This is a genomic window from Bacillus sp. PK3-067, from assembly GCF_056738645.1.
In genome coordinates this window covers 16,734-28,781 of the sequence record NZ_CP096493.1, presented here as the reverse complement: position 1 = coordinate 28,781, position 12,048 = coordinate 16,734, and the positions used below count along the sequence as shown (strand labels likewise).

Here is a 12,048-nt window from a genome sequence, read left to right as displayed (position 1 = left end):
AGGTAAATGTACATGTTTCTCAATATTTTTCAGACAAATAGAGACTTTTAAACAACTATTTTCTGTATAAAATAAACACATTATTAACACTTTAGTGTAATTTTTACTTTCAAAAGATTGATATTCTGCAAGAAGAACGATAAAATATATTTATCAAAACAAAAAAAACCTACCTCACAAATTTTTAATTGGTTGTTCCGGTCGGCAAACTAGACACCAATTAAAAATCCCAGAAAGTAGGGTTTTTAACGCATAGAATTTATTCACTTATATACATTTATTTTAGCACAAAGTGAATCTCTTGTGAAGAAAATCCTCTACTTTTCCTTAACAAATGTGTGGTGGAAAAAATAGGAGGTTTTTTTGTGCTACTAAATAACTTTTTGCTAAGTAAGGCAAAACGAGAATTAAGCCCACAACTGGTTCATGTTCCTACAGGTGCTATTAATAAAACAGTACAAAAAGTAATTAAAGCTATTGATACAATTCTTTTAGATACAGAAGGTAAAACCACTAAAGATTTCTTCGTACAAACACCACGCCGCTATAAGGCATTGGAAGTTGTTTTATCTTACCTAGTACAAGAAGGATACTCTCAAATGAGACAAAATCAAATCAGTGAAAAATCGGGTATTTCTGTACCGATTATCAACTTTATTCTGAATTGGTTAGAGGACCTTCAAGTATGCCATCAAATCAAAACAAGACGTCATGGTAAGATTGCACCATCTATTTACATATTAAGCCTCAATACCAATTATTTGAAAATCATTGAATATTTTAAGCAAAAATGGGCGTTTTCAATTGATATTTTTTCTACATTTACAAAGTTTCTATCTAAAAGACTAAGTAAAAAACAAGAGAAATCTACAGAACAAGCCGAAAAACAAACTGTTCCTACATGCCAGGGAATAGATATATTGGATTCTGTTGCTCCTACAAATGAAGAAGTAGAAGAAAAACAGCCAATAAATGCTCCTAATTCGGGTGAAAAGCTAGAACTACGATTCCGTGAAATGGATGAGTTTATGAGTGAAGATCAAAAGAAACTTTATATGTATATCATAAGTAAAGATACAAATATCACTGAAAAGGATGCTTATACAATCGCATTACGCATGCCGCCATGCGTAGATTGGGAAGCAAGAAAGACTTTTGAGGACTGTGTACAGCTGTTTGAAGTAAACAAATCGCTAGTAAGTACACCTGCACACTTCATAACAACATATACAAAACAGTTAACTGCAAACAGAAAGCGTAGAGAGCAACAAGCAAAAGAACGTACAACAAATATGGTATTTGGAAAACCAAAAAAGAGTCTCATACCATCAATGGATTTATTCAAAAAAATGATTGATCCGAACGCCTAAATCTCTTTTTTCAAAAAAATAATTGTTTTATAGCCTTGTTCAAAAAAATCTGCCCTAACAAGGCTTTTTGTCATGTCATTCTTTATTTTAATAGATTAAACATATTATCAACCTATTATATTTTCGTAAATTAAGGACGTTCTTCACAACAAATACACTATGAATTTATACTCGAATTGAACCTGCTCTTAAATCAGTAATTAAATAAGAAGAATTTTCTAATCCCTTGTGAGAGTAAGGCTTATTGAGCAAAAATAAATCCTAATGTATTTAATGATTTTAATTTTTTTTAAAACAAGATTTATTATAAAAAGTATCCCATATTGGGAACTATAATTTTCTAGATTTTTAAACATAACCCCCCAGATCAAACTAAATACCAAAATAGAAATCTACTTGTCATTTAATATACAAATCTACGGAACACCGAATATCTGTAGACAGTATAAATACTAATATTCGTGATTTTTACCATAAATACATAGTACAGCACTCTAAAAACAAACAATCATTTCTGTTCATTATGAGTATTTCAGTAAAGAGAATAACCTCAGAATTAATTCAGAATAATATGAGATAAATCTACAGAATTAGTTGCGACAATATACTAAGGTTATTCTGAACTTATTCTAATCTTAAACTCATTGATAGAACAAGGTTCCGCAGAATATTTAAAAACTTTGATTTACCTTGAAGCTCTCATGGTAAGGGGATCTTGATTCAGCTATGAATCAGATTCCGTTGCCAGGCAGATTTTCAAAAAACTACGTAGGCGGGGCGGCGGCCATTCCCATTCCTCGCCTATCGTCCTCCCTCAACATCGGCCCATCATTCGCTTTCCACACATTCCAATACATCTATATATCCACCTATACCACAACTCTATGCCCTGTCTAGCCACGCCATATGTCCCCGCAATGTCCTGGCCCTGGAATCCCACAAGCCAAAAAAAACACCTCGAGCTAGAATCCCCTATTGCTTGTTTGTATGGTTCTCGTATATAATTGCGGTACACAATTTTTAGGACAAAGGAGTATATAAACATGACTTGGGAACTTTCCGTTGATGTTTTTCTTGCTGATCTGTTAAAACATGGCCGTAAATCTTCCACCGTTAAACAATACCGCTACGATCTCACCCTTTTTACATCATGGATTCAGAAACACGTCAAATTGCCCCCAGAATCGTTTTTTCGTTCTTTTGATACAAATGTATTAGATAAATACTTAAAAGCTCTTAAAAGGGAACGTGGAGCGTCGATTTCTAATATCAAACGTGTACGAGGCATTCTGATTAACTTTTTACAATTTCATGGTGTGGCCCAGGATTTAAAAAGTGATGTCTCCCCTCCTGGACTGACTTCTAAACACTTTGCATCAGACAAAGAAATTAGAAAGCTATTCCGCGTCATGCGTAGTTATAACGGGTTAACCGACTACCAGGCGTCAGGCAGAAAGTTTATTCTGGAACGTAACCTTTTATTGATCCACTTCATGTTAGATTATGGGCTATCTATCCAGGACATTCTCACGCTATCCATGCATGATATACACTTTGGGAGTAATACGATTACCCCAGGAGGACTACACGCCCACAAACGATCCATTACCCTTTCAAAAGAACATGTAAAACTTGCCTTATCGTATTACAACAAGATTCCTAATCTTGTTAGACCGCGCCAACAAACGGGCGACCCCTTCTTTGTGGCGTTTGATTTCGGCCCGCAAACATTCCGCTGGGACTATGAAAACGATCAACCCGCCCCTTTAACTCGAATCGCTGTACAACGCATGTTACAGAAAGAAGCGAAACGTGCTGAAATTCATATAACGCCTACTATGCTACGGAACCGTTTTATACTAAATGCGCTACAGAATGGCATGAAGCCCATTGAAATTAAAGCGTTTTTAGGATTAAAAAGCGTTGAGGCCCTGCATAGATACGTTCAATTCTGGAATAAACAGCAGTAAAAAGAAGACCAAACTAGAAAAATTCTAGTTTGGTCTTCTTTTTATTTTAAATTCAGTAATAATTGCCTTTTTTACATCACTATAAAAAACCATTATCAGCATTCCCAATATAGTTATAAATAAAGAAATTCCTTCAATGCCAATAAATATCCCTATAAATATAAGAACAATACCTATAAAAAAGCCAAAATTATTTTCATCCTCATCATCTTCACACTCATCCTTATCTTTTTTATTTAACTCCTCTCTAGCATCCTCTGATCCCTTTATTAACTCATCAATTGTTACTTCATATAATTCACTAAGTAAAATCAAATTATCAATATCAGGATAACTTTTATTGCTCTCCCATTTATAAACAGCTTGTCTAGTCACTCCAACCTTTCGAGCTACATCTTCTTGTGAAAAGCTTTTTGATTCACGGAACTTTTTCAATTGCGAACCTAAATTCATATTATTCACCTCTAAGAAATCATTACATATAAACCCCTAATCATTAAAGAAACCATTAATCTAATACATGTAAACTAATGGTTCACATATTCAAATCCTTACTAAATCACTCTTTACATTCAATTAATAAAATATTATCAGAAACTAAAAAAAAGAATCCCATAAATGTAGGACTCTTTTTTACTTTTATCAAATGTAAACTTTTAAACATTAATATATTTAAACATTAGATTTTAAAATTATTTTTTATTCATGTTAAATTAGATTGTTGTTCACTATTTTCATTTGCTTCACTATGCCTATTGATTAATAAATTAATAATTACAAGCAACAAGCCAATCACGATCAATATCAACCAATTATTAATAATAAAACTGCCTATATGTTTTATAACATTAGGAAACTCACGCGGAAAAAACCAAGCAAATAACTGTAAAAAACTCACTATAAAACTAAATGCTACACCAATACATGAAAGTATCTTCCAAATAGACATCAATATATTTAACCTCACTTTAAAATTTAAAAATATACTTGCAAGTTTATTTTTAAAAACATCTCCTCTCACTGATTAATAAGTTTTCTACTTCTAAAAACAATTTTATAGGAATTTAAAGCAAAAAAGGGTCCCCATTTTGTCCGTAATTTATCCGCAATTTCCGCCAAAAAACCGCCAATTATTTCTAAATCTTTAAAAATAAAAAACGTAAGGAAAACTCTTTATAAGAATTCCCCTTACGTTTAAAAAAACATATAAATATTTTGGCTTTTATATCAATAAAAGCTCTTATATACAAGCCTTATATAATAACATTTTAACACATTAAAAATATAAATAATCTGCCATCTTTCTGTCATCTTTCTGCCAAAAAACCGCCACTAAATAAAACTTTTTTTTCACTTATTCAATCCCTAACACAATAGATAAATTAATAATAGCTAAAGATTTATATCTTTCATATGTCCTTAAACTCAATCCCATTTTATTAGCTACCTCATAATCATATCGTTCTTCACGTCGTAAAAATCTTCTTATAATAATTTCTCTTTCTTTAATATTTAATTTATTAATTGCATTTACAATAGTTCTTACGAATTCTTTAGTCTGTTTATGATACTCACTTTCATAACCAAATAAAGACATTTTCTCAATAGGTCGTTCAATAAAATACCAATCAGGGTTTATATCTAAATCTAAAACAAGCCATCTAACATCAACTTGCTTTAAAATCTCTTTAACTTTTTTACTTGCTTTCTTATCCAACTTTTTATTATCCATATCTTTTTCTATATTCCGTCCCATATAAATTTTCATTCCTCACAATAAAATAATAGTATTTATTTATTTCCATTTAAATAGTACTGTTCCCTCTTAATCTAGTTACAAAAAAACTAAATATCCAAAGTAAACTTTTGAATATTAGTTTACATTCATTCCACCTAAACAATTAACTTCCCCTAAATCTCCTAATATCCTCAAAATATATAAAAAATTATACATTCAAAATAAGATAAAACCTTAAATTAATGATATTTACAATCGTATAAACATCTAAATTAATATACTTATTAAAAAAATAATAGCTCAATCTTTCTTCTTAATTTAGGCTTTTACATATAGTTAAAAACCTATACATAACAAAAAACGGACCATACGATAACTATAAATTTAAAAACAAATAACCTTTTTAAAGAAGGAGTGATACAAAATGTATAATCCATATCATTCTCCATATGATCGATACAATCAAAATCCATATCATTCTCCATATAATCAATACAATCAAAATCGACCTTATGATCACAAAACACAGTGTTCAAAATGGAATAATAAAAAATTCCAATGGGTTAAAGTTAAACATAAAGATCTTGGCGATATCTTCTTACAAGTTGTAAGTGTTAGCTGTAAAACAGATCCACAAAAAAGTTCTCTATCTGGGAATATTATTATTCCAGACAACTGTACAATAGACTTTTCTGATGATATATCACCATTAGATTTAAGTATACCAATTGATTATAATGGTCCTATTCCTCCTGAAACATGCCAATAAGAAAATTAATCAACTTAACTAATACTTATTCTGAAAATTATTCCTTAAATATTATTTATAACTCTAAATTTTTAATCTCTATATTTTCATAAAAATATACGAACATCATAAAACACCAAACTATCTATTTTAAATAAGTAGTTTGGTGTTTTATGATGTTTATACCATTAGTATTGAATTTATTTCCAAAACTCATACCATTTCTTATCTTTACTTGCTGCAATCATCTTTTTAACTTCCTGAACTTCTCTAATCGTGTGCATGAGCATTTCATCGCGGCCCTGGTTCTTCGCTATGTCTTCCTTAGAATTCGTCGCTATAAGCTTCTGGGAATCCTGTATCGATTGTATAGCGCTTAGTAATTTCGATTCTCGTTGTGCAAATCGCTGATCTTGCTCTGTTAATCGTTTAGTTAATTCCTGGAGTAATTCATTTTGTTTTTCAATAACTTCTTTTTGCTCTTGAATCATCACCTGTAGCGGTATAGCGTTGAAATCAGGTTCTTCATAGCGCTCAACTTCATGTCGCTCCAATGGCAACACTTCAACACCTTGATGCCATGATACTATTTGCTTTGTAGCATTTTCTAATGTCATGTCTGTGTCGCTCTTTAGGTTTATAACCTTACGAAACACCATTACATCACTTTCTCTATACTTCCTATGCCCACGTTCATTTTTGATGAAAGTATAACCCTCTTTTTCCAACACATCAGCATACTTACGTAATGTGCTAGATTGGATACCTAATTGCTCTGCCACATCACTAGGACTATATAGCGTCTTCATAGCGTTTCACCTCAAAAAATATATTCGCTATAGCAATGATATACCCTTTTTCCTAATAATTCACGTGTCACTTGTTTCAAACTCTTAATTTCCATAATCTTTACATAGTTAATTTATATAATTCCTATTACAAAACCAATTTTAAAATTGAATACTCATCATATCCAAATACCTACACCAAAATCTTTTTATTTATACAAGATTTTATGCAAAAAAAGAATAGTCAGGATCCCTCGAATCCCCTCTATATCAACCATGTATAAAATCATGCATATCGATTTTACTAGAAAAGAAAGAAGAATCCCTGTATTGACAAAGATTCTATCAAAATAGTTGCTACCGATAATAATGCATTATGTTAACCGAGCATGTATATGATATACATTAAAAACAAACTCCTTTTCTTTGATAAAATAAAGTGAAGGAGATGAAAACATGATAATATCTACAATGGTTGCCGTAGGAGAAAATAATGTAATTGGTAAAAATAACGATATTCCCTGGAGACTTCCTAATGATTGGGCATACTTAAGACGAATTACTATGGGACACTCTATCATTCTAGGAAGAAAGAATTATGAATCGATAGGAAGATCTTTAGATGGACGTAAAAATATTATCCTAACAAAAAATAAATACTATAAGGCCGAGGGCTGTCATATAGCTTATTCGATTGAAGATGCTCTTTCTAAATGTGAAGGAGAAGAAGTATTTATCCTTGGAGGAGAAGAAATCTATCAACAATTTCTTCCTTACACTCAAAAACTATACATAACCAAGATTCATGCTACATTTGAGGGAGATCGTTACTTCCCAGAAATTGATTTCTCTTTATGGAAAGAGATATATACTGAAAAAGGGATTCAAAATGATAAAAACCCGTACGAGTACTACTTTCATGTATTTGAGAAAATAGGCCTATAATAGAACTTCTCATAACGAAAATTATGTAAATAAAAAAGCCCTGTTGCAAGCAAAAAATAGGGCTTTTTTAAACTATTCTATACAAGGACTGCTAGCTTAAAAGTTTTACATATTATTATTTTTTAAATGGTGGTAAATATTTAGTTGGATCTACACGTTCACCATGAAGTGTATCTGTTCTTACTTCCAAGTGAAGGTGATTACCTGTCGCTTCTCCCGTTTTACCAACTTCTCCTATCTTTTGACTCGCTTCTACTGTGTCACCTTTTTTCACTGACATCTTACTCATATGGGCATATAAGGTATAAATTTTCTTTTTATTGTAGGTATGTTCGATAACTACTACATTACCATAATCAGTAAACCCATTTTTTTTGCTTCCAAAATCAGCAAAAACGACTTTACCAGATTGAACAGCATCTATTCTTGTTCCTTGTGGCGCTGCAAAATCAAAGCCTTTATGTACTCTACCATTCTTTTTATCTAAATTATAAGGATCGGTGGAATTTACTTTTTTCATATCTATAGGCATCTTTGCTATATCTTTAAATTCCGATGCCTTAACTGCAGCGTTGATTTCATACTTCACTGAATCATAATCTGGCGATTCAGCAAATGCATTTCCACTAACCGAGAATAATAAGCCTGTTGCTAAGGTACTTACTATCATTTTCTTAAACATAATTAATCCCCCTTAAGTATCTTTATAAGTTACACAATAAATATATCACTTTTGTAAAATTTGTTAATATTTTGAATTTTTATAAATATTTATTTAAATTTTAGTAATATTTGGATTATATTTTATCAATTAGAAAATAGAGGGTTGTCAAAAAGCACGTAAAACCACATACAAATCCTATTTAATTAATGATAAATTGAACTACCTTAACTTTAACTTCGTTTAGAACGAGGGATTCAAAAGTAAAGAGTTCTATCAAACTCTAATTTATTGACTATTTCCGTAGTTTCTGTGGTTAGAAGCCTTATCACCTCATTGTATAAGGAAAATCTTCTACCGAAAAAAAGAAAAGATACAAATACATTGTGAAAAACGCATAAATATCAATTAAAGTTAACAATAAATTTATTGTTAACTTTAATTGATATTTAAAAATAAAAATAATAATAAACCTCATATTTATGGGTTTTATTATTATTTTTATTTGTTAACTTATTTCAAAAATACACTTCCAATAATGCTAAAAAAATGTTATCTTGTTAACAAGATAACTAAAGGAGTGAATAGTTAATGAAAATTACTATGATGAATAAGGATTCTGGTAACTCACTTGATATGAACTTAATTGATGGTTTCTATATCGAAACTCCTACAAACGTTGTAGAAATCAGTAAAGACGAAGCTGATTCTCATTTTGTAGCAACCATTACTAATCCTAAAGAATTATTATCTCGCCTACTTATTTCAACAACAATCCCAGGAGAAGATACTGAAAGATTCTTCTTAGTTGGAGACGAAGCTGCAAAACATGCATTAGCTAACAATCATGTCAATAAACTTCATGATAAAATTACAAGTCCTATCCCTTACGTAATGTTTTTATCAGCTGTTTCTTTCTATCATGCTATTAATGAAACTCGCGAACCGGATGACAATACAGTTGAAATTGAATATTTCCAAACAATGTTACCTATTTGGTTACTGAAACGAACAGCAAAATTTAGTGAAGCCCAAAATGCAATGGCGGAAAGATTTGCTGGAGAGCATGAAGTTACAATACATACACCAGGAATGGAAAAAACATTAAAAATAACTGTAGCAAAGGCAACTTGTCGTATCGAAGGAGAAATTGCACGTTTAGCTATTAAAAAGAATTTCGAATTAGAAGATCGTGAAGAAGCAAGACAATTTGATAACAACGATACAGTACTTGTTGATATCGGTGGTGGAACGATTGATTTAGTATTATCACCAACCGGTTTAAAATCACCTAAGAACCGTGATTCAATGCAACCAATAGACAAATTATCTTATCTATCTCATATCGAAAAATTAAGAAAAGAAAAGTTCCTAGAAAAATTCTCAGATTTACGTTCATTTGAAACATTTATAGTAAACAATTTCCAAAAACCAAAAATGGAATTAATCGACGGAAACACTGGCCAACGTGTAGATTTAACAGACAAAATTCGTTCTTCCTTAAAAGAGTTTGCTAAGTTTCTAATTTTAAAAATCCAAGATGTAATGCCTGCACCAGCTGATAAAGTTTATAAATATGTTTATTTCGGTGGTGTTGCCCCAATACTAGAAACTAGCATTCATGAAGTCATTGAAGAGATGTATGGAGCTGAAATTGCTCAAGCAAATCATATTTTCTTACCAGATTCACGCAAATTAAATTTATATGGTCTTGAAGTAAAAAGTCGCGGTGAAATGCTGCAAAAAACAGAGAAATAAGTATAGTCAGAAAGGAGGAGCCGCATTATGGGGCGTACTAAAAAGACCGAGAAACAAACAGTGTTTGGGCTTCGAACAGATCACATGAGCGAAGAAGTTTATAATCACCTTGAGCAAAAAGCCCGCTCAAAAAAGCTGGCAACTTATATTATTCAATTAGTTGAACAAGACTTAACACAAAAAGAGCCCTTTGATGCAAAAAAAGAACTTCTAAATGTCTCAAAAAACCAAGAACAAATGATGAATGCCATAAAAAAAATTACACAAACAATTTCAGATCTTCAGGTGGCTCCTGTATCTGCTGTTCTTATGCAAAGTGATGAGAATACCCATAATTCTCTGGCAGACGATTTATTAAAAGACGTAGGTCAAATGGGACAATTAATCACTAATACCAACATTACAGGTTCATTAGATGAAGACGATTTAGAAGATCCTGATTTCTAAAACAAAAAGAGTTGCCCGTATCAGAGCAACTCTTTTTGTTTTGTATAAACTTAAAATATCCCAAATAGCTTCTTCCTTTTGGGTTCTTGGTTAGAAATATCAGCTTTAGCATTGAGTTTTTCTAATTCTGTCATAATAAGATCAAGTTTCTTTTCTAATTCCTGATTTTTTTCACGCTCCGCTTCAAGCTCTTGTTTAAATAAATCATTGCTTTGACGTTCAATTTCAAGTTCTTTTCGAAAACCTATAAATTCAGTCTTGATATCTTCTAGAAAGTTCCTGATTTCACTCGATATGGATTGTAGCGCGTATTGCTCCTCTTCACTTTGAACCCTTGTCACAGCAACCTCCGAACGCGCTACACCCTGTGTTGTGCGGGAATGCTGTGTCATCAACACGCTAACAGCGTGATTCAATGAAACTTTAGTTTTTTCTCTAATCTCTTTTAGAGTATTAAAAACTGTCACATCATCGGCATGATACAGTCTTGTATCGCCATCTTTATTAAACTCATAGCCTTGTTTTTCGAGTTCTAAGCTATATTTTCTGATTGTACTCTCTGCTAGATTGGTGATACGGGAGACATCTATTGTTTTTAAATGCACTTCACTTACAACATCATCTCTGCTCTCCATTCAACCACCTCCATTATAGTATCGCTACACTCTTACCACAGTATCATTTTACTAATCCTTAATACTCATTGTACACTTTTTATCCCACTTGCAAGTAAGTTTTTTATCTCTCAATTCCTGCTTAATACTTGCAAGGGAATCCTATGGAGCTCCGTATTATTTTCTATTAGTCTTCGCTTTATCTACTCAGCATACCTGTATCAATACTATAGCATCCATTAATTTTGATCTTTGTTATAGGGATTACTAATTCCATTTAATTACTCTGTTAATTGCTAAGGTATCCTTTTCTGTCTTCCCATTACTTTAGTTATTCTTTAACAACCACACATTTACCTTGTGCTATAGCATTGATACAGTCTTAAAACGAGATTTTGATGAAATAAGTGAATCACAAAAACTTATAGCAACCACCTAAGAGCAAAAACAAGGATTTTAGTATAAGCTCTTTTCAAAAAATAAAGACGTATGATGTAGTTTTTCATCATACGTCTTATTCCTGTTCTAACATAACAAAATTGGTTTCTTTAGAAGGTTCTATCCCTAATTCATTTAATGTTGCCACCAACAAAAGTATTTGTTTTTCAAACCCATTATTTAATGCAATGTCAGTAATACGAATCACTTTCCATCCATTTGTTTTCATGTATTTATCCCGCCTATTGTCTCGTTTGATCCCTTCTGGTGTTCGATGAAAAGGCCCATCAATCTCTACGTCTATTTTTAAACCATTTGGGGCAAAAAACGCAAAATCTAATTTAAAACGTTTATTGGGTACTTTATATTGTACAGTTGGATAAAAACCTTTAAAGCGCAATACATCATATACACGCTTTTCTAATTTGTTAGAGCATTTCGCCCGTTGTGAATCATCATTGGGATTATACGTAGATGATGGAGTGAGAATTTGTGCTAAAAGATAAAATATAATTGTGAAACCTAATACAACGAATAAACCTGTCATCTTTTCACACTCCAATAAAAAGTT

General features: G+C 31.6%; 12 protein-coding genes. 6 read left to right on the top strand and 6 right to left on the bottom strand.

Annotated elements, in window-relative coordinates:
* Positions 1 to 365 precede the first annotated feature (365 nt).
* Positions 366 to 1,370, top strand: coding sequence for a Replicase RepFR55 (locus M1D73_RS29840; protein WP_481158093.1), 1,005 nt, complete (start codon positions 366 to 368; stop codon positions 1,368 to 1,370).
* 1,043 nt (positions 1,371 to 2,413) lie between these two features.
* Positions 2,414 to 3,340 (top strand): tyrosine-type recombinase/integrase, encoded by a 927-nt coding sequence (locus tag M1D73_RS29835; protein WP_481158092.1) that lies wholly within the window; start codon positions 2,414 to 2,416, stop codon positions 3,338 to 3,340.
* 24 nt (positions 3,341 to 3,364) lie between these two features.
* Here M1D73_RS29835 and M1D73_RS29830 read toward each other — a convergent pair whose 3' ends face one another.
* Positions 3,365 to 3,793, bottom strand: coding sequence for a helix-turn-helix domain-containing protein (locus M1D73_RS29830; protein WP_481158091.1), 429 nt, complete (start codon positions 3,791 to 3,793; stop codon positions 3,365 to 3,367).
* Positions 3,794 to 4,694: 901 nt separating this feature from the next.
* The gene (locus tag M1D73_RS29825) at positions 4,695 to 5,096 is read right to left on the bottom strand and encodes an ArpU family phage packaging/lysis transcriptional regulator (RefSeq protein WP_481158090.1); all 402 of its coding nucleotides are present in this window, start codon (positions 5,094 to 5,096) and stop codon (positions 4,695 to 4,697) included.
* A 406-nt stretch (positions 5,097 to 5,502) separates the two neighbouring features.
* Between M1D73_RS29825 and M1D73_RS29820 the strand changes: the two genes are divergently transcribed.
* Positions 5,503 to 5,847, top strand: coding sequence for a hypothetical protein (locus M1D73_RS29820; RefSeq protein ID WP_481158089.1), 345 nt, complete (start codon positions 5,503 to 5,505; stop codon positions 5,845 to 5,847).
* A 179-nt stretch (positions 5,848 to 6,026) separates the two neighbouring features.
* Here M1D73_RS29820 and M1D73_RS29815 read toward each other — a convergent pair whose 3' ends face one another.
* On the bottom strand, positions 6,027 to 6,635 hold the full coding sequence (locus M1D73_RS29815) for a DUF3967 domain-containing protein (RefSeq protein ID WP_481158088.1): 609 nt from the start codon (positions 6,633 to 6,635) through the stop codon (positions 6,027 to 6,029).
* 435 nt (positions 6,636 to 7,070) lie between these two features.
* Between M1D73_RS29815 and M1D73_RS29810 the strand changes: the two genes are divergently transcribed.
* A complete protein-coding gene (locus tag M1D73_RS29810) occupies positions 7,071 to 7,559 on the top strand; it encodes a dihydrofolate reductase (protein ID WP_481158087.1) in 489 nt (162 codons plus the stop codon).
* Positions 7,560 to 7,674: 115 nt separating this feature from the next.
* Here the strand turns inward: M1D73_RS29810 and M1D73_RS29805 are convergent, their stop codons facing one another.
* Complete coding sequence (locus M1D73_RS29805) at positions 7,675 to 8,241, bottom strand: M23 family metallopeptidase (protein WP_481158086.1); 567 nt, start codon at positions 8,239 to 8,241, stop codon at positions 7,675 to 7,677.
* 570 nt (positions 8,242 to 8,811) lie between these two features.
* Between M1D73_RS29805 and M1D73_RS29800 the strand changes: the two genes are divergently transcribed.
* The gene (locus tag M1D73_RS29800; protein ID WP_481158085.1) at positions 8,812 to 9,978 is read left to right on the top strand and encodes an Alp7A family actin-like protein; all 1,167 of its coding nucleotides are present in this window, start codon (positions 8,812 to 8,814) and stop codon (positions 9,976 to 9,978) included.
* Positions 9,979 to 10,005: 27 nt separating this feature from the next.
* The gene (locus tag M1D73_RS29795; RefSeq protein ID WP_481158084.1) at positions 10,006 to 10,425 is read left to right on the top strand and encodes a hypothetical protein; all 420 of its coding nucleotides are present in this window, start codon (positions 10,006 to 10,008) and stop codon (positions 10,423 to 10,425) included.
* A 50-nt stretch (positions 10,426 to 10,475) separates the two neighbouring features.
* Here the strand turns inward: M1D73_RS29795 and M1D73_RS29790 are convergent, their stop codons facing one another.
* Together M1D73_RS29790 and M1D73_RS29785 are read right to left on the bottom strand one after the other, a co-directional pair.
* Positions 10,476 to 11,060 carry a hypothetical protein gene (locus M1D73_RS29790; protein ID WP_481158083.1) on the bottom strand — a complete coding sequence of 195 codons (585 nt, stop codon included), beginning with the start codon at positions 11,058 to 11,060 and terminating at the stop codon, positions 10,476 to 10,478.
* Between the two features lie 493 nt (positions 11,061 to 11,553).
* Positions 11,554 to 12,024, bottom strand: a complete 471-nt coding sequence (locus M1D73_RS29785) for an endonuclease domain-containing protein (RefSeq protein ID WP_481158082.1) — start codon at positions 12,022 to 12,024, stop codon at positions 11,554 to 11,556.
* Positions 12,025 to 12,048 lie beyond the last annotated feature (24 nt).

What these genes read in the sequence shown, in the direction of transcription:
- M1D73_RS29835 (WP_481158092.1), top strand. Translation starts at nt 2,414, where the DNA reads ATGACTTGGGAACTTTCCGTTGATGTTTTTCTTGCTGATCTGTTAAAA.
- M1D73_RS29830 (WP_481158091.1), bottom strand. Translation starts at nt 3,793, where the DNA reads ATGAATTTAGGTTCGCAATTGAAAAAGTTCCGTGAATCAAAAAGCTTT.
- M1D73_RS29825 (WP_481158090.1), bottom strand. Translation starts at nt 5,096, where the DNA reads ATGGGACGGAATATAGAAAAAGATATGGATAATAAAAAGTTGGATAAG.
- M1D73_RS29820 (WP_481158089.1), top strand. Translation starts at nt 5,503, where the DNA reads ATGTATAATCCATATCATTCTCCATATGATCGATACAATCAAAATCCA.
- M1D73_RS29815 (WP_481158088.1), bottom strand. Translation starts at nt 6,635, where the DNA reads ATGAAGACGCTATATAGTCCTAGTGATGTGGCAGAGCAATTAGGTATC.
- M1D73_RS29810 (WP_481158087.1), top strand. Translation starts at nt 7,071, where the DNA reads ATGATAATATCTACAATGGTTGCCGTAGGAGAAAATAATGTAATTGGT.
- M1D73_RS29805 (WP_481158086.1), bottom strand. Translation starts at nt 8,241, where the DNA reads ATGTTTAAGAAAATGATAGTAAGTACCTTAGCAACAGGCTTATTATTC.
- M1D73_RS29800 (WP_481158085.1), top strand. Translation starts at nt 8,812, where the DNA reads ATGAAAATTACTATGATGAATAAGGATTCTGGTAACTCACTTGATATG.
- M1D73_RS29795 (WP_481158084.1), top strand. Translation starts at nt 10,006, where the DNA reads ATGGGGCGTACTAAAAAGACCGAGAAACAAACAGTGTTTGGGCTTCGA.
- M1D73_RS29790 (WP_481158083.1), bottom strand. Translation starts at nt 11,060, where the DNA reads ATGGAGAGCAGAGATGATGTTGTAAGTGAAGTGCATTTAAAAACAATA.
- M1D73_RS29785 (WP_481158082.1), bottom strand. Translation starts at nt 12,024, where the DNA reads ATGACAGGTTTATTCGTTGTATTAGGTTTCACAATTATATTTTATCTT.